Origin of the sequence: Roseovarius sp. CH_XMU1461 (genome assembly GCF_037027165.1) — a bacterium.
In the GTDB taxonomy this organism is placed as follows: domain Bacteria; phylum Pseudomonadota; class Alphaproteobacteria; order Rhodobacterales; family Rhodobacteraceae; genus Roseovarius; species Roseovarius nubinhibens.
Window position 1 is genome coordinate 139980 of sequence record NZ_JAYMDV010000002.1, and the last position, 18548, is coordinate 158527.

General features: G+C 64.8%; 17 protein-coding genes. 10 read left to right on the forward strand and 7 right to left on the reverse strand.

The genetic code is table 11. From position 1 onward, the window contains the following. Positions 1 to 63 precede the first annotated feature (63 nt). A complete protein-coding gene (gene msrB / locus WA237_RS06075) occupies positions 64 to 543 on the forward strand; it encodes a peptide-methionine (R)-S-oxide reductase MsrB (protein ID WP_216016865.1) in 480 nt (159 codons plus the stop codon). 82 nt (positions 544 to 625) lie between these two features. Here msrB and WA237_RS06080 read toward each other — a convergent pair whose 3' ends face one another. Continuing rightward, a complete protein-coding gene (locus tag WA237_RS06080) occupies positions 626 to 1249 on the reverse strand; it encodes a DnaJ domain-containing protein (RefSeq protein WP_040618203.1) in 624 nt (207 codons plus the stop codon). A 74-nt stretch (positions 1250 to 1323) separates the two neighbouring features. On the opposite strand from WA237_RS06080, the gene WA237_RS06085 reads away from it, so the two are divergent. Beyond that, positions 1324 to 1581 (forward strand): BolA family protein, encoded by a 258-nt coding sequence (locus tag WA237_RS06085; protein ID WP_336097030.1) that lies wholly within the window; start codon positions 1324 to 1326, stop codon positions 1579 to 1581. Here WA237_RS06085 and WA237_RS06090 read toward each other — a convergent pair. Continuing rightward, positions 1578 to 2021: a hypothetical protein gene (locus WA237_RS06090; protein WP_336097031.1), complete on the reverse strand. Its 444-nt coding sequence runs from the start codon at positions 2019 to 2021 to the stop codon at positions 1578 to 1580. The genes WA237_RS06085 and WA237_RS06090 overlap by 4 nt on opposite strands. 32 nt (positions 2022 to 2053) lie before the next feature. Further along, positions 2054 to 2539, reverse strand: a complete 486-nt coding sequence (locus tag WA237_RS06095) for a thioesterase family protein (protein ID WP_336097032.1) — start codon at positions 2537 to 2539, stop codon at positions 2054 to 2056. A gap of 332 nt (positions 2540 to 2871) precedes the next feature. Here WA237_RS06095 and WA237_RS06100 point away from each other — a divergent pair, with 332 nt between their 5' ends. Together WA237_RS06100 and WA237_RS06105 are read left to right on the forward strand one after the other, a co-directional pair. Beyond that, positions 2872 to 4092: a GTP-binding protein gene (locus WA237_RS06100; protein ID WP_336097033.1), complete on the forward strand. Its 1221-nt coding sequence runs from the start codon at positions 2872 to 2874 to the stop codon at positions 4090 to 4092. Positions 4093 to 4406: 314 nt separating this feature from the next. Next, positions 4407 to 5162, forward strand: a complete 756-nt coding sequence (locus tag WA237_RS06105; protein WP_336097034.1) for an SDR family oxidoreductase — start codon at positions 4407 to 4409, stop codon at positions 5160 to 5162. A 73-nt stretch (positions 5163 to 5235) separates the two neighbouring features. On the opposite strand, the gene gatB is transcribed toward WA237_RS06105, so the two are convergent. Next, positions 5236 to 6747, reverse strand: a complete 1512-nt coding sequence (gene gatB / locus WA237_RS06110; RefSeq protein WP_336097035.1) for an Asp-tRNA(Asn)/Glu-tRNA(Gln) amidotransferase subunit GatB — start codon at positions 6745 to 6747, stop codon at positions 5236 to 5238. 82 nt (positions 6748 to 6829) lie between these two features. Continuing rightward, positions 6830 to 8137, reverse strand: coding sequence for a hypothetical protein (locus WA237_RS06115; protein WP_336097036.1), 1308 nt, complete (start codon positions 8135 to 8137; stop codon positions 6830 to 6832). A gap of 206 nt (positions 8138 to 8343) precedes the next feature. Here WA237_RS06115 and WA237_RS06120 point away from each other — a divergent pair, with 206 nt between their 5' ends. Further along, positions 8344 to 9201 (forward strand): transglycosylase SLT domain-containing protein, encoded by an 858-nt coding sequence (locus WA237_RS06120; protein WP_336097037.1) that lies wholly within the window; start codon positions 8344 to 8346, stop codon positions 9199 to 9201. Positions 9202 to 9229: 28 nt separating this feature from the next. Here the strand turns inward: WA237_RS06120 and pepN are convergent, their stop codons facing one another. Next, positions 9230 to 11782 (reverse strand): aminopeptidase N, encoded by a 2553-nt coding sequence (gene pepN / locus WA237_RS06125; RefSeq protein WP_336097038.1) that lies wholly within the window; start codon positions 11780 to 11782, stop codon positions 9230 to 9232. A gap of 106 nt (positions 11783 to 11888) precedes the next feature. Between pepN and WA237_RS06130 the strand changes: the two genes are divergently transcribed. Together WA237_RS06130 and WA237_RS06135 are read left to right on the forward strand one after the other, a co-directional pair. Continuing rightward, the gene (locus tag WA237_RS06130; RefSeq protein WP_216016874.1) at positions 11889 to 12194 is read left to right on the forward strand and encodes a hypothetical protein; all 306 of its coding nucleotides are present in this window, start codon (positions 11889 to 11891) and stop codon (positions 12192 to 12194) included. A gap of 161 nt (positions 12195 to 12355) precedes the next feature. After that, positions 12356 to 13126 (forward strand): gamma-glutamyl-gamma-aminobutyrate hydrolase family protein, encoded by a 771-nt coding sequence (locus tag WA237_RS06135; RefSeq protein WP_336097039.1) that lies wholly within the window; start codon positions 12356 to 12358, stop codon positions 13124 to 13126. Here the strand turns inward: WA237_RS06135 and WA237_RS06140 are convergent. Beyond that, positions 13123 to 13488, reverse strand: a complete 366-nt coding sequence (locus WA237_RS06140) for an MmcQ/YjbR family DNA-binding protein (protein WP_336097040.1) — start codon at positions 13486 to 13488, stop codon at positions 13123 to 13125. The genes WA237_RS06135 and WA237_RS06140 overlap by 4 nt on opposite strands. A 172-nt stretch (positions 13489 to 13660) precedes the next feature. On the opposite strand from WA237_RS06140, the gene WA237_RS06145 reads away from it, so the two are divergent. From WA237_RS06145 to WA237_RS06155, 3 genes are all read left to right on the forward strand, one after another. Next, the gene (locus tag WA237_RS06145; RefSeq protein WP_336097041.1) at positions 13661 to 15064 is read left to right on the forward strand and encodes a PAS domain S-box protein; all 1404 of its coding nucleotides are present in this window, start codon (positions 13661 to 13663) and stop codon (positions 15062 to 15064) included. 411 nt (positions 15065 to 15475) lie between these two features. Continuing rightward, positions 15476 to 17050 (forward strand): Re/Si-specific NAD(P)(+) transhydrogenase subunit alpha, encoded by a 1575-nt coding sequence (locus tag WA237_RS06150; protein ID WP_216016876.1) that lies wholly within the window; start codon positions 15476 to 15478, stop codon positions 17048 to 17050. Between the two features lie 13 nt (positions 17051 to 17063). Continuing rightward, positions 17064 to 18494 (forward strand): NAD(P)(+) transhydrogenase (Re/Si-specific) subunit beta, encoded by a 1431-nt coding sequence (locus tag WA237_RS06155; RefSeq protein WP_009812084.1) that lies wholly within the window; start codon positions 17064 to 17066, stop codon positions 18492 to 18494. Positions 18495 to 18548: the final 54 nt, after the last annotated feature.

Consider the following 18548-nt stretch of genomic DNA (forward strand, 5'->3'; position numbering starts at 1 on the left):
CGTGGTTTGCGCCACGGCCCGGCAAACCCCATATTGGGGGCAAGAGGATCGGGAGGTCAGGTGATGCGACGACGTGAATTGATGCTGGGTGCGGGGCTGATGGCCTTGGTGCCGCTGCGGGCGGCGCGGGCCGCGACGACGGGGGCCGAGGGCGGGTTTGAGATCACCCGTAGCGAGGCCGAATGGCGCGCCATGCTCAGCGATCTGGAATATGCGGTGATGCGCGAGGAGGGCACCGAACGGGCCGGGTCCTCGCCGCTCGACAAGCTCTATGATGATGGGGTCTATCATTGCCGGGGCTGCGATCTGCCGCTCTATTCCAGCGCCCATAAATACGACAGCGGCACCGGCTGGCCGAGTTTCTGGCAGGCGCTGCCGGAGGCGATTGGCACCAAGAGCGACCGCAAGCTTTTCATGCTGCGCACCGAATGCCATTGCCGCCGCTGTGGCAGCCATCTGGGCCATATTTTCGATGACGGGCCAAAGCCCACGGGCGCGCGCCATTGTCTCAACGGGGTGAGCCTCGTCTTTCGCGCCGCGTGATGGGAGGGGCGGGACGTGAGGGGCCAGCCCCTCACACTCCCCGGGATATTTTAAGCCAAAAGAAGGGCTTGGGGCCGGGACTTCACTTGAAGTTCCGGCTTTGTTTGATTTGGTCCCAGGCCCAGACCACCTCTTGCAGTTGTTCTTCCTGGCTGCGGTCGCCGCCGTTCATATCCGGGTGCAGCACCTTGATGAGCTTTTTGTAGCTCTTGCGGATGTCGGCCTTGGTCCAGCTGTCCTCCGCCTCGAGAATTTCCACGGCGCGGCGTTCGGTGGGCGGCAGACGGCGCTGTGCCCCGCCGGATTTGCCGGGGTTGCGGGTGGCATTGGCGCCAAGCACCTGATGCGGGTCTTCGATGCCCAGACGCGCCCAGGCCTTGGCCTCGGGGTCGGTGAAGGTGCGGGTCTCGCGTTCCCAGACCTTGTCCTTGGACATCTGGGCGTTCATCTCGGCCTCGGTGGTGCCGTTGAAGAAGTTCCATTTGAGATTGTATTCTCGGACATGGTCCTTGCAGAACCAGAAGAAATCATCCAGCACATCAGGGGCCTTGGGGGCGCGGAACTTGCCGGGCTCGTTGCAGCCTTCGTGATCGCAGATGCGCACGGAGGTTTCGGAGGCGCCGGACATGCCACGGCGGCCGCGGGGGTTTTTCTTCTTGGCGGACGACACGGACATGTCGAAACCGAAAGGATCGGATTTGGCCATGGGCATTCCCTTTTCGACTCGGAGCGGAGAGTTTAGGCTAAATGACGGTAAAGAGAAGAGGGCAGAGCGAAAAAATGACGAGAACGGAAGAGATCCGCCGAGCGTTGGAATCGGGCTTTGAGATAACCGATTTGGAGGTCATCGACGAGAGCGAAAGTCACCGGGGCCATGCCGGATATCAGGAGGGCGGCGAGAGCCATTTCCGGGTGCGGCTGCGCAGCCCGGATTTCGGCGGGCTGAGTCGGATCGCCCGGCATCGGGCGGTGCATGGGGCGCTGGGCAAGGACCTTCTCGGGCGCATTCACGCGCTGGCGCTGGAACTCGATACCTAGTCGGATTTGCGCGGCGTCTCCGTCGTGTCGGATGTCTCCGGCGCGGCGGGGTCCGCGGTGGTGTCGGGGGTTTTCGCTTCAGGTTCTGAAGAAGCTTTGGTGGGCAACTCACTGGTTTCAGGGGGTTTCTTGGGCTCTTCTTGTGCCTCGTCTGCGGGTGCGTCCGCCTCTTCCATGGGCAGCGGCGCGGGCGCGGAGGCGCCGGGATCGAGCGGCCGTTGGAAGACCAGAAGTGGGCGGTAGACGGTGTGCGAGGAGGTCAGGCCCTGGCGTTCTTCGCTGGGCAGGATGTCGGCGCGGAGGTAGGTCCAGCCTTCGGCGCCAAGCTCGTTCATCGCGGTTTCGAGCGCATAGGCGAAACGGGCCTCGGGGGATTTGAGACCCTTGGCCTTGAGGCCTTTGCCGGGGGCCGGGATGACCTTGTATTCATAGCGGTGCATGGGCGTCGTCCTTTGACTTGGGCGGCGTGGGATCACGCGGATTTGCGGGGGATGCCGATGCGGCGGCCGACGCCCTCGGGGCGGGGCAGATCGGCATGGGCGCGCTGCATGGCAGAGACGCGGTCGAGGATGTCGGAGGGCATCGGCGCCACCTTGGGGCCGGTCAGATCGACATGCAGGGTCAGGCCTTCGCCAGTGGCGGAAATCCAGCCGTCCTCGTGGTAAAGTTCCTGAAAGGTGTGAAAGCGTTTCTCATCATAATCAATGAGATAGAAGGAAGACCTCAGCTTGTCCCCGAGCTTGACCTCGCGCAGGTAGCGCAGGTGAAATTCGCCCGAAAACGTCGTGTGATTGGTCCGGTTGAGATAGTCGGGACCGAAGCCGAATTGCTCGAACACCTCATCGGCGGCGCGGTCGAAGAGCACCGTGTAATAGCCCATGTTAAGGTGGTTGTTATAGTCGATCCAGCCCGGTTCAATCTCGTGCCAGGTGGACATGAAGGGCTTGGGCTCGGGCATGGAATTCCGCTGTCATTTGCTCTGCTCCCCTCAGGAAATAGGGCGTGGGGGGGCGGATTGCAAAGAGAAAGGCCGCTGGCGCTGTGGATCGTCGTTAACCTGTGTCCGGGCCGCGAAATGCGGCGTCGGCAGCACGTCGGTATTGCGTCGGTATCACGACAGTGCGGCTTTGGGCCGGGCGGCGGCCGGGGGCTGGGGCGTTAACCCTTTGGCGGCGGGTCAGGCGGGATGCGGTCTGGGGGGCGGTCTGGGTTGCGGATTGTAATGTTATACTATAACAGATTCGCGACGTGACCCAGGCCGCGCCGGCCGCCCAAACAGGAGTTTTACCAATGCGTGACAACCGACTGCCCGTGACCGTTTTGTCCGGATTTCTCGGGGCGGGGAAGACGACCCTGCTCAACCGGGTGCTCAACAACCGCGAGGGGCGCCGGGTGGCGGTCATCGTCAATGACATGTCGGAGGTCAATATCGACGCCGATCTGGTGCGCGCCGATACCGAGCTGTCGCGCACCGATGAGACGCTGGTCGAGATGTCGAACGGGTGCATCTGCTGCACCTTGCGCGACGATCTTCTGGTCGAGGTGCGCCGGCTCGCGGCAGAGGGGCGGTTCGATTACCTGCTCATCGAGTCGACGGGGATTTCCGAGCCGCTGCCGGTGGCCGCGACGTTTGAGTTTCGCGACGAGGCGGGGGACTGCCTGTCGGATGTGGCGCGGCTCGACACGATGGTGACGGTGGTCGATGCGGTGAACCTTTTGCGCGATTACGCCAGCCATGATTTCCTGCACGACCGGGGCGAGGTCATGGGCGAGGGCGATGAGCGGACGCTGGTGCATCTGCTCACCGATCAGATCGAGTTTGCCGATGTGATCGTGCTCAACAAGGTGAGCGATGCGGGGCCCGAGCGGGTCGATGCGGCGCGCAAGATCATTCGCAGCCTCAATGCCGATGCCAAGATCATCGAGACCGACCGGTCGGAGGTGGCGCCGGCTCTGGTGCTCGACACCGGGCTTTTTGATTTTGACAAGGCGCATGAGCATCCGCTCTGGGCCAAGGAGCTCTATGGGTTTGCCGACCATGTGCCGGAGACCGAGGAATATGGTGTCACCAGCTATGTGTACCGGGCGCGGCGGCCCTTTGTGCCAGAGGCAATTCACGCGGTGTTGAACGGTGATCTGCCGGGGGTGATCCGGGCCAAGGGGCATTTCTGGATCGCGACGCGGCCCGAATGGGTGGCCGAGTTCTCGCTGGCGGGGGCGTTGTCGTCGGTGGCGCCCTTGGGCCAGTGGTGGGCCAGCGTGCCCGAGGCGCGCCGCCCCGATCATGACAGCGCGCGCGCCTATATGCAGGCGCATTGGCAGGAGCCCTGGGGCGACCGGCGGCAGGAGATCGTGTTCATCGGCAGCGGCATCGACTGGGTCGCGCTGCGGGCGCGGCTCGATGCGGCCCTGGTGCCCGAGGCGGCGGCGCGCGGCCCCGAGGCGCTGGCGGCACTCGCCGGGATGGCGGACCCGTTTCCCGGCTGGCGTCGGGTCGAGGCGGCGGAATAGGGGGGCGCGGGGCAAGGGCCTTGGCCCGCCGCGCATCGCCGTGCCGTCCGGGGGCACGGCGATTTGGGGGCGGGGCCGTGAGATTTCGGGGGGTTTCGGAGTGGCCGGGATAAAGCGGTAGATGGCTGGCGAGGGTCGCCGGGCCCCGGCACGGCGCGGCGCGGCTTGGGGATGCCGGATGGCGGGGGTGGATGGCGTGCCGACCCGTTTCTTGCGCTTTCAGGTCTGGGGGCGGCGCACCCGCAAGAAGCGGGTCGTGCGGTCTTTGGGTCGGGGCCTAAGGGAGGGGCCTCTAGTCAAAGAAAGGCATGACCATGGAACTTCGAAACAAAACCATCCTCATCACCGGCGCGAGCAGTGGGATCGGCGCGGCGGCTGCGCTGTTATTTGCCTCGGAGGGGGCGAATGTCTTGCTCGGGGCCCGGCGGGGCGCCGAGCTCGACCGGATCGCGGGGCAGATCACACAAGCCAATGGGCGGGCCATCTGCCTTGCCGGGGATGTGACCGACGAGACCTATCTCGGCGATCTTGTCGATCTGGCACAGCGGCAGTTCGGCGGGCTCGATGGCGCGTTCAACAATGCGGGGATGATGGGCGAGATGGGGCCGGTATCGGAGATGGAGGCAGGCAACTGGCACGCCGTTCTTGCGAGTAATCTCACCAGCGCCTTTTTCGCAGCGAAGGCGCAGATCCCGGCGCTGGCCGAGCGGGGTGGCGGCTCGATCGTGTTCACCGGAACCTTTGTCGGGGTCAGCAATGGCGGCCTGCCCGGAATGGCGGCCTATGCGGCCTCGAAAGCGGGGCTTCTCGGGCTGGTGCAGTCGCTGGCCTCGGACCATGCGGCGCAGAATATCCGCATCAACACGGTTCTGCCCGGTGGCACCAAGACGGGCATGGCGGGGGATGATCCCGCGACCCATGAGTTTATCGCCGGGCTGCATCCGATGAAGCGTATGGCGGAGCCTCGGGAGATCGCGCAGGCGGCGCTCTTTCTTCTGTCGGATCGGGCGAGTTTCGTGACTGGCGCGCCGGTGGCGGTGGATGGCGGTATGGCGGTCCGGTTGCTGTAATAACTTGTTTGCAAAAGAAAACGGGCCGGGGTGACCCCGGCCCGTGTTACGTCTGTTTGTCGTTACCTTGGCCTTAGAGGCCGAGCTTGGCGGCGACGATTTCGTTGACGGCTTTGGGGTTGGCCTTGCCGCCCGTGGCTTTCATCACCTGACCGACGAACCAGCCGGCGAGCTTGGGGTTCTGCTTGGCCTTTTCGACCTGGGCCGGGTTGTCGGCGATGATCTGATCGACGGCGGTCTCGATGGCGCCGGTGTCGGTCACCTGTTTCATGCCGCGTTCTTCGACGATCTGGGCCGGGTCGCCGCCTTCGGTGTAGACGATCTCGAAGAGGTCCTTGGCGATCTTGCCGGAGATGGCGTCGGAGGCGATGAGATCGACGATGCCGCCGAGCTGGGCCGGGGTGACCGGGCAGTCGGTGATGTCGCGGTCGTCCTTCTTGAGGCGGCCGAAAAGCTCGTTGATGACCCAGTTCGCCACCAGTTTGCCGTCGCGGTCCTGGGCGGCCTCTTCGAAATAGGCGGCGTTGGCGACATCGGCGGTGAGCACGCTGGCGTCATATTCGCTCAGCCCGAAGGCGGTCACGAAACGTGCTTTTTTCTCGTCGGGGAGCTCGGGCAGGGACGCCTTGATCTCGTCGACCCAGGCCTGTTCGATTTCGAGCGGCAGCAGGTCGGGATCGGGGAAGTAGCGGTAGTCATGGGCCTCTTCCTTGGAGCGCATCGAGCGGGTTTCGTTGCGGTCCGGGTCGTAGAGCCGGGTTTCCTGCACCACCGCGCCGCCTGCCTCGACGATGGCGATCTGACGGCGGGCTTCGACCTCGATCGCGGCCTGGATAAAGCGCATCGAGTTCATGTTCTTGATTTCGCAGCGGGTGCCGAGATGCGAGAAATCGCCGGTTTCGCGGAATTTCTCGTAGGCGCCGGGCTGGCAGATGGAGACGTTCACATCGGCGCGCAGGTTGCCGTTTTGCATGTTGCCGTCGCAAGTGCCGAGGTAACGCAGGATCTGGCGCAGCTTGCCGACATAGGCGGCGGCCTCTTCGGGGCCGCGGATGTCGGGGCGCGAGACGATCTCCATCAGGCAGACGCCGGTCCGGTTGAGATCGACGAAGGACATGTTGGGGTCCATGTCGTGGATCGATTTGCCCGCGTCCTGTTCCATATGGATGCGTTCGATGCGCACGAGCCGGGCGATGCCGGGCTCGAGATCGACGAGGATTTCGCCTTCGCCGACGATCGGATGGTAGAGCTGGCTGATCTGATAGCCTTGCGGCAGGTCGGGGTAGAAGTAGTTCTTGCGGTCGAAGGCGGATTTCAGGTTGATGTCCGCCTTGAGCCCGAGCCCGGTGCGCACGGTCTGTTCGACGCAGAATTCGTTGATCACCGGCAGCATGCCGGGCATGGCGGCGTCGACGAAGGCCACGTTCGAGTTCGGCTCGGCGCCGAATTGGGTGGAGGCGCCCGAGAAAAGCTTGGCCCGGCTGGCGACCTGGGCGTGGACTTCCATCCCGATCACCAGTTCCCAATCCTGTTTGGCCCCGGCGATCACCTTGGGCTTTGGCGTGTCATATGTGAGGTCAAGCATCGTCGCACCATGGCTGTTCAGAACGTGGGCGTTCTAGGACAGGGCGGGCGAGGGGGCAAGGCAGAATGGGCTTACATCGGGCTTACATCGGGTCGAGCTGATACATGCCGGCGGTGGAAAAGGCGATGGAGCGGCCATTGGCGAGCTTGTCGGCAAAGACCGTGGCGATCATGCCGAGCGCCGCGTGACGGCCCGCGCGCACCAGCGAACGGCGCGAGGGCAGTGCTGTGGCGAGGCCCGGACGGTGCAGCGCCTCGGTCCAGATCAGCGGGTGCAATTCCTGCAGATGGGTGGAGAGCACCCATTCGAAGAGCGCGCGCAGGGCGGTGCCGGTGGCGGGGTCAACCTTGGCGGCGTTGGTGGCGGCGCTGTCTGGCGTCGCACCGGGGGCACCGGGCGCGCCCTTGAGCGCGGCGGCGCAATAGGCGGCGAGGAGATTGGCGATATGCTGGTTCTTGCGGCGGGCGAGGATGTCGCGCATGCCATCGGCGAAAAACTCGGCGTCGAGCCGGATCAGCGCGTCGGGGTCAAGCGCCAGCGCGTCGAGATGGACCCAAGTGTAGCCGCCGGCGCCCCAGATCGACTGGGTGAGGGTGGCGGCGCGGCGGGCTTCGAGTTCGAGCTGTGCCAGCGAGCCGCCGCATTCGGGCAGCAGCGCCCGGCCCATGGCGCGAAGATGTTTCGGGCTGTTGGGATCGAGCCGGATCAACGCCTCGTAATCGTCGGCCACCTGACGTTGCGACGGGGTTTGCCCGGCGAGCAGGGCGCATTGCGCGGCGGCCAGCGAGGGCGCGTCATGGGTGAGGCCGCAATGGGGGGCGAGAAGCTGGGCGGCGCGGGCGAAATGGTGATGGGTGCGGGCGGCGCGGTCGGTGATGTCGATCTGGGTGATGGTCTTTGGCAGGTTGCGCCAGGCCAGCCCGATATCCATATGCGCCAGCGCCGTGACGAGGGCGGTGGGATAGTCGCCGGGCAGCTCTTCGGCGGCCTCTTCGAGCGCGTCGATGCCATGGTTCGGCGGCACCACCCCATCATAGAGCGCGTCCTCGGCGGCGGCGGTCACATCGCCGCGTGCGCCATAGGCGAGCAGCATTGTGGCCATCTCGCCGCCCGGTGTGGCGAGCCGGGTCTCGTCTGCTGCGCGGATTGCCGCCGAAAGCGCCGGCCAGTTTTCCTGACGGGCCATTTTCTGACCCCGGTCCTGAAATTGCGCGCGGGCCATTTCCTCGTCCGAGACGGGCAGCGAGGGGAGCAGGATGCGCTGTGCCATATGGTCAATTTCTTGTTGTGACAGTTGGGTTTGGCCGTCCCAATCCGCGCCGGAGGGCCGCCGCAGGAACTGGGCGGTCTGGGTGGCGAGGGCGCGTTTGATGAGGCGTGTCACAGGCATTCTGGCATCCGTTTATTATCGTTGGCTTGGCCCGAAAGTGACGGCGATTCTGGGCATAATAATGACCCGTCAAAGGTCATCGCGTGGAGCTTTCGGGGGTCAGATTGATTTTCCGGCGGCTTTGGGGAAGTCTTGCGGCGATGAAAGCCAGATTACGACATATTTGCCTTGCGATTCTGTGCAGCGGTTTGGGCACCGGTTTTGGTGTGGCGACCCCCGTCGTGGCGGGCGAGGGCCTGTCGTCGGGGGCGGTTTTGATGCCGACCTCGGTGGCCTCAGCGGCCTCTGGCATGATCACCACGCCCGATGAATTGCCCGCCATGCCGCGCCCGGAATGGGCGATGTCGCGGCCTCAGGCGCGGCTCGAGACCTTGCCGCAGACCCGCTGGCAGGGGCGGCGCGGCTCGGACATGTGGACGCGCGCGGCGCTTGGGGCGCTCAAGACCCATGGCAAGCCGCTGGTCAACACGGTGCCGCGTGACATTGCCAATTGGTGCCCGGCCTATCCGATGGCGAGCGCCGCCGACCGGCGGGCGTTCTGGGTCGGGCTGATGTCGACCCTGGCCAAGCATGAGAGCACCTATCGTCCCGATGCGGTGGGCGGTGGCGGCAAATGGTACGGGCTGTTGCAGATCCTGCCCGCCACGGCGCGCGGCTATGGCTGTCAGGCGCGCAGCGGCGGGGCGCTCAAGAACGGGGCGCTCAACCTTGCCTGTGCGACGCGGATCATGGCGGTGACAGTGCCGCGCGATGGCGTTGTGTCGGCGGGGATGCGGGGCGTGGCCGCCGATTGGGGGCCATTCCACAGCCGGGCCAAGCGCGAGGACATGAAGCGCTGGATGCGCAAGCAGCCCTATTGCGTCGGTCTGACCCAGCGGCCCAAGGCGCGGCCCGCGAATTTCGGGGCGCAGATTGCGGCGGCGGGAGCGCAGGAGAGCGCGACTGCGCGGCCCAATGCACGGCCTGCGGATCTTGCCGCGGTTGTGAAAGTGGCGTCGGTCACGGGCGCCTCCGAGGATGAGATCGCCACCATCCCCGAAAAGGAAGCGGCAGGGCGCAACTGATCCCTGCCGTCCCCGGTCTCTCCCCCTCTTAGGCTTCGAGAATGCGGGTGACCATTTCGGTCGTGTCGCGGCTCAGCCCGTCGAGATCCAGCAGATCCTCCAACGCATCGCGGGCCTTGTCCTGACGGGCGGCGTCGTAGCGCGTCCAGGTTTCGAAGGCGGTGCACATGCGGGCGGTGGTCTGCGGGTTGATCGGATCGAGCGTCTTGAGCCACTGGGCCAAGAGCGCATAGCCCGCGCCGCTCGCATGGTGAAAGCCTGCGTGGTTCTGCGCCAGCGCGCCCAGGGTGGCGCGGAAGCGGTTGGGGTTGCGCGGGGTGAAATCGGGATGTTCGGTGAGCGCCCGGGTGATTTCGGCGGCGCGGTCGGGCGCGGCGTGGAGCACCTGCAGCGAGAACCATTTGTCGATCACCAGACGGTCGTCCTTCCATTGATCATAGAAGGCGGCGAGCGCGGTCTCGCCCCTACCGGCCTGCAGCAGGTTGGCCAGCGCGGCGAGCTGTTGGGTCATGTTGTCGGCGCGGTCGAACTGGGCCTGGGCCTGGGCACCGCCATCGAGCCGGGTGATCAGGCCGAGCGCCGCATTGGCGAGGGCGCGGGCGCCGGATTGCTCGGCATCGGGGGCGTAGGGGGCCTCGACCTGATATTGCGCATAGAGGCGCGGCGCGAGGTCCTGCAGCCTGTGGGCGCGGGCCTGGCGCAGGGTCTCGAGCGCGTCCCAGATCGCCTGCGGGTCGGGGGTGTGCCCGGCCTCATGCAGCGATTGGGCGAGATCGTCCTGGCTCGGCAGGGCGAGGGCGAGGGCGCGGAAGGCGGGATCGAGACTGTCGTCGCGGGCCATGGTGAGCACCGCGTCAAGGTAGAGATCATCGGGGGCGGCGCCCTTGGTGATCATCGACAGAAGCCCGTCGCGGGCCAGGGCGCGCCCGGCCTCCCATTTGTTGAACGGGTCGGTGTCATGGGCGAGCAGGAAGGCGCGTTCGCTGTTGCTGCTCGGGCGGGTCAGGATCACCGGGGCGGAAAAGCCGCGCAGGATCGAGGGCGTCGGGCGCGACGGGATGCCGTCGAAGGTAAAGCTCTGCTCCGCCTCGGTCATCTCGAGCACCTGGGTGGGCAGGATTTCGTCGCCATTGGGGCCGAGCAGGCCAAGGGCGATGGGGATGACGCGCGGCGGTTTCTCGGGCTGGCCGGGGGTGGGGGGTGTTTCCTGCCGGAAGGTGAGCGTGTAGCGGTCGCCCTCATAATCCTCGGTCACATGCAGGCGCGGGGTGCCGGCGTGTTCATACCAGCGTTTGAACTGGCTCAGGTCGCGGCCGGTCACATCCTCGAACACCTTGAGCCAATCCTCGATCGTGGCGGCGTCGCCATCGTGGCGGCTGAAATAGAGATCGAGCGCGCGGGCATAGGCCTCGTCGCCGACGAGGGTTTTCAGCATGCCGATGAGCTCGGCGCCTTTTTCATAGACGGTGGCGGTGTAGAAATTGTTGATCTCGACAAATGAGGCGGGGCGCACCGGGTGGGCGAGCGGGCCGTTGTCCTCGCGGAACTGCCGGGCGCGGAGGGCGATGACGTCCTCGATCCGTTTCACCGGGGCCGAGCGCATGTCGGAGGTGAACTGGGCGTCGCGGTAGACGGTGAGACCCTCTTTGAGGCAAAGCTGAAACCAGTCGCGGCAGGTGATCCGGTTGCCGGTCCAATTGTGGAAATACTCATGCGCGATGATCGCCTCGATGCGTTCAAAGTTCGCGTCCGTCGAGGTCTCGGGACTGGCTAGAACGCAGCTTGAGTTGAAAATGTTCAAGCCTTTGTTTTCCATCGCGCCCATGTTGAAGTCATCCACGGCGACAATGTTGAAAATGTCCAAGTCGTATTCACGGCCATAGACCTCTTCATCCCAGGCCATGGAGCGTTTCAGCGCCTCCATGCCGAAGGCGCATTTGCCCTCGTCACCGGGGCGCACCCAGATGTTGAGCTCTACCTCGCGGCCCGAGGCGGTGGTGAAACGGTCGGGGTGGTTGACGAGATTTCCCGCCACCAGCGCGAAGAGATAGGCGGGTTTGGGCCAGGGATCGTGCCATTCGGCCCAGCCATCGCCCGAGGCCACCGGGTTGCCATTGGAGAGCAGCACGCTTTCCTCGCCTTCGATGCGCACGGTGAAGATGCTCATCACGTCGGGGCGGTCGGGGTAATAGGTGATCTTGCGAAAGCCCTGCGCCTCGCATTGGGTGCAATACATGCCGGAAGAGCGGTAGAGCCCTTCGAGCGCGGTGTTGGCCTCGGGGTTGATCTCGACCTCGGCCTCCCAGAGGAACGGCGCGTCGGGCACGTCGCAGGTGAGGCCTGCCTCGTCCACCTCGGGGGTGACGGGTGTGCCGTCGATCTTGGCCCAAAGGAGCGTCAGCCCTTCGCCATCGAGACGCAGCGGCGCGGCGGTGGCGTCGGGGTTCGGGCGAAAGCGGATGCGGCTGATGACGCGGGTTTTCGCGGGCTCGAGCTGAAAGGTCAGATGCACCTCGTCCACGAGATGGGAAAAGGGGGTGTAATCCTTGAGATAGACCGGCGCGGGGCTTGCGTCTTTCATCCTGCTGTCCTTGGGCTTGGGAACTTCTGTTTCGGCGGGACGTTATGTGCCCGAGGGCAGGTGTGCAATGGGCCGCCTGCCGCCTTTGACCGATTGGAGGGAGCAGATGTCCGCACCGCAAACCAATATTCACGAACAGGAACGCCGCCACAAAGGGCCGCTGAGCGGGATGGCGCTGGCCTTTCTCTTTGGCGTGCTGATGATCGGCATTCTCGGGATCTGGCTCGTCGCCAATGGCAATGAGCCGCGTGACGCCTCGGGCGAGGAGGCCCCGGCCGGGGTGGTCCAGCAGCAAGAGGCCGATGAGACGCGCGCGCCGGAAGTGGCGCCGGCCGAGCCGGGGGTCGTGCCAGAGGCCACGCCGGGCGCCACTGAGGGGGCCGAGACGCAGACGGTACCTGCGGGCGATTAACACCGCCTCGGCGATGCCCAAGCCTTGATCAGGCCGGTGTCTCCGGCCTGATTTTGCGGCAGGATGTGCGGCGCTGCACAGGCGTCTTGCCTCTTGGCGACGTTTTCTTGACGCTTGCGCCGTAGTATGGATGCCAGTGTAGGTCAGGAGAATCGACAAACATGGCGCGTCCGGTCATTGGGATCATCGGGAATTTTCAGGAACTTGAGGATCGCTATCCCGTGCATGCGGTGGGGGTGATGAACACCACTGCCGTGGCCGAGGTGGCGGGCTGTATGCCGCTGGCGATTGCCGCCGATCCGCGGTTCGTCACGGTCGAGGAATTGCTCGATGTCTGTGACGGGTTTCTGCTCACCGGCGGGCGGCCCAATGTCCATCCCAGCGAATATGGCGAGGACGAAACCCCGGCGCATGGCGCGTTTGATCGGGCGCGGGATGCGATCACCCTGCCGCTGGTGCGGGCCTGTGTCGAGCGCGGGCAGCCGGTTCTCGGCATTTGCCGGGGCTTTCAGGAGATGAACGTGGCGCTGGGCGGCAGCCTGCATCCCGAGATCCGCGAGCTTCCGGGGCGGGAAAACCACCGGATGCCGCCCGATGGCACGCTCGAAGAGAAATTCGCGCTGCGCCATGTGGTGCGGTTCAGCGAGGGCGGGCCGTTTCACGGGCTGCTCGGCGCGGTGGAGGTGATGACCAACACGCTGCATGGCCAAGGCATCGTGCGCCCGGGCAAGGGCGTGGTGATCGACGGCCACGCGCCCGATGGCACGCCCGAGGCGATCTATGTCGAGGGGGCCAAGGGCTTTGCGCTGGGGGTGCAGTGGCATCCGGAATATAACGCCTGCACCGATCCGGTGTCGCGGCCCTTGTTCAGCGCCTTTGGCGATGCGGCGCGGGCCTGGGCGCAGGGCGCGCGGGCGCGGAGCGCGGCCTAAGCCGAGGTTTTCAGCCCCAATTCGCGGCGCGCCTTGCGGGTCATGCGATCGATCGCCATGCGATAGCTCGCCTCGATATGGTCGCGCAGTTCGGCATCCGAGAGGCCGGGGCGGTCGAACTGCTGTATCCATTTCATGCCGCGCGAGGCGAGATAGGGGGCCGGGCGCAGGCCGGGCTGATCGCGGAGCACCTCATAGGCGATGTCGCCGGTTTTGAAGGTGAAGGCGTCGCGCCCCTCGTTCCAGCCGCAGATGGCAAAGACCTTGCCGCCGACCTTCCAGACATCGGCATTGCCCCATTGCACCACATGTGAGGTGGCGGGCAGGGCGGCGCAGAAGGCATTGAACTCGTCTCGTGTCATGGCGCCATGGTGCCGCCGCGCGTTGCAGGCCGCAAGGGCGGATATGGCGGGGCAGGAAGGCGTTGTGCCAAAAGGGCGAACCCGATAGGTTGGCCGGGTTTGCTATTGTGCGCCCGTGGGCCCCTTGTGTTTTTGCCGCATTTCACAGCCCTGAAGAGATCTTGACGCGTTTATGACTTTGCTGAGCCAGGATGAAATCGCTCTGCCGGTGGGGCTACCGGCCTTTCTTGACGCGATGATCGACGTGGTGGTGGTGATCGACGCGGCGGGGCGGGTGCAGCATGTGAACGCGGCCTGGCGGCGGTTTTGCGCAGAGAATGGCGGCGACACCGAGAGCCAGTATATCGGCACCAATTATTTCGAGATTTGTCAAAGCGGCATCACCGCGTCGGATGCGGCGGCGGGGGCGGTGGCGCGCGGGGTGCGCGAAACGCTCAAGAGCGGCACGCCCTACCGGTCGGAATACCCCTGTCATGCGCCGGGCAAGAAACGCTGGTTCGAGCTGTACAGTTTCCGCCTCTTGGGCGAGGGCGGGCAGCCCTATGCGGTGATTCAGCATCGCGACATCACCACCCGCTATGTCAGCCAGAGCGACGCGCGCGAGGCGATAAGGGATGCGGAAATCCTCTCGGCGCTGGTGGCGTCGTCGCGCGATGCGATCCTTAGCCATGATCTCAGCGGGGCGATCCTGACCTGGAACCATGCGGCGGAAGAGCTGTTTGGGCTGGCGGCTGAAGAGGTGCTCGGCCAGTCGGTGCGGATGCTCTATCCGGAGGAATGGGAGCAGAGCATGGGGCGCTATCGCGACGATGTTCTGAGCGGCGAGCTCACCGATTTCGAGGCGGAGATGCGCGGGCGCGACGGGCGGCGGCTCGATCTTTGGGTCACGGCCTCGCCGATCCGGGGGCAGGACGGCGATGTCGTGGCGATTTCCAACATCCTGCGCGATGTGACCGAGATGCGGGCCGAGGAAGAGGCCCGCGAGGCGGAGGCGCGCGAGGTGATCCACCGCGCCAAGAACATGCTCACCGTGGTCAATGCGATCCATCGCCAGACCGCCCGCAAGGCGGCGAGCCTGGCGGAGTTTGCCGATATTTTCGGGGCGCGGCTGCAATCGCTGGTGACCTCGACCGATGTGCTGGTGCAGGGGCGCTGGCAGGCGGCGTCCCTGCGCAGTCTCGCGGTGTCGCAGCTGCGGCCTTTCGTGAGCGATCTGAGCCGGGTGCATCTGCTGGGGCCGGAGGTGTCGGTCGATGTGACGGCGGCGCAGGTTCTCGGCATGGCGCTGCATGAGCTGGCGACGAACGCGTCGAAATATGGCGGGTTGGCGCAGCCTGCGGGCGAGATCACCCTGAGCTGGGAGCTGGTCGCCGAGGAGGGCGGGACGCTCTTGCAGGTCAACTGGGCCGAGACCGGGATCGAGATCCCCGCGCCGCCGACGTCGCACGGGTTTGGCACCGATGTGCTGACCAAGCTGGCGGCGTCGATGTTGGGGGCGGAACCGGTCTATGCGCTGGAGGCGGATCGGGTGAGCTGGCAGCTGGCGATCGCGCCGGAGTTCTACACGCTCGATTGAGAGGGGCCTGATTCTGCGGCGGCGGGCTGTGGCGCGAATGCTGCAACGCGGCGCGGGGCGGAATGGCCGGATCGCTGGGCCCGAGGCGCGTCTGAGGGGACGTTTTGACCGCTGCGCTGCCGCATCTGGGGCAAATTCCGCGATGACCCACATGATTTAGGGAAATCAGGTTATCGTATCCATGCCGAAAATGTGAAATAACGACGCTTGTCAGGCCGAAACCGTCCGCTTTGGGAGGGGCAGGTCGGCCATCGGGCGCGGCGGAATTGTCGCAGTGCAGAAAAATGCGCTGGCGATTTTGTCGGGCGCGCAATAATATTGCGCGAACACCCGGTGGAGAGCGCAACAATCATATCGGCGGAACTGGTCCGTCAGGCGCCGGGTAGGGATGAAAAAAAGGGGGATCATGTCTTGAAGATCGGAACGCCCAAGGAAGTTTTGGACGGTGAGAACCGAGTGGCGATGACGCCGGACTCGGCGCTGCAGCTGCAGAAACTGGGCCATGAATGTGCCATTGAGGCCGGGGCCGGCGAAAAGGCCGGGTTTGCGGATGCGGATTACAAGGCGGCCGGGGTCGAGGTGATCAACACCGCCGCCGCGCTGTGGAAATCCTGCGACGTGGTCGCCAAGGTGCGGGTGCCCACCGAGGCCGAGCTCAAGCGGCTACGCAAGGGGCAGACGCTGATCTCCTTCTTCAACCCCGGTGGCAATGAAGAGCAGATGCAGGCCGCCGCCAAGAAGGGCGCGACGGTCGTCGCCATGGAGATGGTGCCGCGCATCAGCCGGGCGCAGAAGATGGACGCGCTGTCGTCCATGGCCAATATCGCGGGCTATCGCGCGGTGATCGAGGCGGGCAACAATTACGGCCGTTTCTTCACCGGGCAGATCACCGCGGCGGGCAAAGTGCCGCCGGCAAAGGTTCTGGTCGTTGGTGCCGGTGTCGCGGGTCTCGCGGCGATCGGGACCTCGACCTCGCTGGGCGCTGTGACCTATGCGTTCGACGTGCGCCCCGAAGTGGCGGAGCAGGTGGAATCGATGGGCGCCGAGTTCGTCTATCTCGATTTCGAGGAAGAGCAGGCGGACGGGTCGTCCTCGGGCGGCTATGCCTCGGTGTCGAGCCCCGAGTTCCGCGAGGCCCAGCTGGCCAAGTTCCGCGAGCTGGCACCGGAGATGGACATCGTCATCACCACCGCGCTCATCCCGAACCGCGAAGCGCCGGAGCTCTGGACCGAGGATATGGTCAAGGCGATGAAGCCGGGCAGCGTGATCGTCGATCTGGCGGCGGAAAAGGGCGGCAATTGCAAGCTCACCGTCATGGATGAGAAGATCGTCACCGACAATGGCGTGACCATCATCGGCTATACCGATTTCCCGAGCCGCATGGCGTCGCAATCCTCGACGCTCTATGCCACGAACATCCGTCACATGCTCACCGATCTGACCCCTGAAAAGGATGGTGTGATCGTGCATGACATGGAGGATGACGTGATCCGCGGCGCCACCGTGACCCATGCCGGTGACGTGACCTTCCCGCCGCCGCCGCCGAAAATTCAGGCGATTGCGGCGCAGCCCAAGAAGGACGCGCCCAAGGAGCTCACCCCGGAGGAAAAACGCGCCAAGGAAGTGGAAGCCTTCAAGGCGCAGACCAAGCAGCAGGTGACCTTGCTGGCGGTCAGCGGCGGCTTGCTGCTGTTGGTTGGCACCGTTGCCCCGGCGAGTTTCATGCAGCATTTCATCGTTTTCGTTCTGTCGGTCTTTGTCGGCTTCCAGGTGATCTGGAACGTCAGCCACAGCCTGCACACGCCGCTCATGGCGGTGACGAATGCGATCTCGTCGATCATCATCCTCGGCGCGTTGATGCAGATCGGATCGGGCAGTTTCCTGGTGATCCTCTTGGCGGCGCTCAGCGTCTTCATGGCAGGGATCAACATTTTCGGGGGCTTCCTCGTGACCCGGCGCATGCTCGCCATGTTCCAGAAATCGTAAGGAGTAGGGGATAATGGATTTCGGATTTACCACTGCGGCCTATGTTGTTGCCGCTGTCCTCTTCATCCTGTCGCTGGGCGGCTTGTCGGGCCAGGAAAGCGCCAAGCGCGCGGTCTGGTACGGGATCGTCGGCATGGGGCTCGCGATCTTTGCGACGCTGATCGGGCCGGGCTCTGGCCTGTGGCTGTTGTCGGTGCTGCTCATCGCGGGCGGCGGCATCATCGGCTATATGGTCGCGCAGCGCGTCCAGATGACCGAGATGCCGCAGCTTGTGGCGGCGATGCACAGCCTCGTCGGTCTGGCGGCGGTCTTTGTCGGCTTTAACGCCGATATCGAACTGGGCCGGGTTCTGGCGATGGAAGCCGCAGAAAAGAAGGACCTCACCGGCTTTGCCGCGCTTCTGGCCAAGAAAGATGCGGTCGAAATCAACATCCTGCGGGTCGAAGTGTTTCTCGGCGTCTTTATCGGCGCGGTGACCTTCACCGGCTCGGTTGTGGCCTTTGGCAAGCTGGCGGGCAAGCTCAGCTCGGCGGCGACCAAGCTTCCCGGTGGGCATCTGCTCAACGCGGGGGCGGCGATTGCGTCCTTCATCCTGCTGATCGTCTATCTCAACACGGGCGCGTTCTGGCCGCTGCTGGTGATGACGCTCTTGGCGTTCTTCATCGGTTATCACCTGATCATGGGCATCGGCGGCGCCGATATGCCGGTGGTGGTGTCGATGCTCAACAGCTACTCGGGCTGGGCGGCGGCGGCGATCGGCTTCAGCCTCGGCAATGATCTCTTGATCGTGGTTGGTGCGCTGGTCGGTTCGTCCGGTGCAATCCTGAGTTACATCATGTGCAAGGCGATGAACCGCTCCTTTGTCAGCGTCATCCTCGGCGGTTTCGGTGGCACCACCGGCCCGGCGATGGAGGTCGAGGGCGAGCAGGTGGCGATCGATGCCGATGGCGTGGCGACCGCACTCAAAGACGCTGACAGCGTGATCATCGTGCCGGGCTATGGCATGGCGGTGGCGCAGGCGCAGCAGGCGGTGAGCGAGCTCACCAGCAAGCTGCGGGCGGCGGGCAAATCGGTGCGCTTTGCGATCCACCCGGTCGCGGGCCGTCTGCCGGGGCATATGAACGTGCTTCTGGCCGAGGCCAAGGTGCCCTATGACATCGTGCTCGAGATGGATGAGATCAACGAGGACTTTCCGGAGACGGATGTGGTCATCGTGATCGGCTCGAACGACATCGTGAACCCGGCCGCACAGGAAGACCCGAACAGCCCCATCGCGGGCATGCCGGTTCTCGAAGTGTGGAAGGCGAAGCAGGTGTTCGTGTCGAAACGCGGTCAGGGTACCGGCTATTCCGGTATCGAGAACCCGCTCTTCTACAAGGAGAACACCCGCATGTTCTATGGCGATGCCAAGGACAGCGTGTCGAGCCTCTTGACCCGTCTCTGATCGGGACTGCGAGACAAAAGAAAACGCCCCGGTGTCTGCCGGGGCGTTTTGCGT

Bases quoted from the DNA above. Each gene is read 5' to 3' on its own strand.
- WA237_RS06105 (WP_336097034.1), top strand. From the start codon at position 4,407: ATGGAACTTCGAAACAAAACCATCCTCATCACCGGCGCGAGCAGTGGG.
- WA237_RS06130 (WP_216016874.1), top strand. From the start codon at position 11,889: ATGTCCGCACCGCAAACCAATATTCACGAACAGGAACGCCGCCACAAA.
- WA237_RS06115 (WP_336097036.1), bottom strand. From the start codon at position 8,137: ATGCCTGTGACACGCCTCATCAAACGCGCCCTCGCCACCCAGACCGCC.
- WA237_RS06090 (WP_336097031.1), bottom strand. From the start codon at position 2,021: ATGCACCGCTATGAATACAAGGTCATCCCGGCCCCCGGCAAAGGCCTC.
- WA237_RS06095 (WP_336097032.1), bottom strand. From the start codon at position 2,539: ATGCCCGAGCCCAAGCCCTTCATGTCCACCTGGCACGAGATTGAACCG.
- WA237_RS06145 (WP_336097041.1), top strand. From the start codon at position 13,661: ATGACTTTGCTGAGCCAGGATGAAATCGCTCTGCCGGTGGGGCTACCG.
- WA237_RS06085 (WP_336097030.1), top strand. From the start codon at position 1,324: ATGACGAGAACGGAAGAGATCCGCCGAGCGTTGGAATCGGGCTTTGAG.
- WA237_RS06100 (WP_336097033.1), top strand. From the start codon at position 2,872: ATGCGTGACAACCGACTGCCCGTGACCGTTTTGTCCGGATTTCTCGGG.
- WA237_RS06135 (WP_336097039.1), top strand. From the start codon at position 12,356: ATGGCGCGTCCGGTCATTGGGATCATCGGGAATTTTCAGGAACTTGAG.
- pepN (WP_336097038.1), bottom strand. From the start codon at position 11,782: ATGAAAGACGCAAGCCCCGCGCCGGTCTATCTCAAGGATTACACCCCC.
- WA237_RS06155 (WP_009812084.1), top strand. From the start codon at position 17,064: ATGGATTTCGGATTTACCACTGCGGCCTATGTTGTTGCCGCTGTCCTC.
- WA237_RS06080 (WP_040618203.1), bottom strand. From the start codon at position 1,249: ATGGCCAAATCCGATCCTTTCGGTTTCGACATGTCCGTGTCGTCCGCC.
- WA237_RS06140 (WP_336097040.1), bottom strand. From the start codon at position 13,488: ATGACACGAGACGAGTTCAATGCCTTCTGCGCCGCCCTGCCCGCCACC.
- gatB (WP_336097035.1), bottom strand. From the start codon at position 6,747: ATGCTTGACCTCACATATGACACGCCAAAGCCCAAGGTGATCGCCGGG.
- msrB (WP_216016865.1), top strand. From the start codon at position 64: ATGCGACGACGTGAATTGATGCTGGGTGCGGGGCTGATGGCCTTGGTG.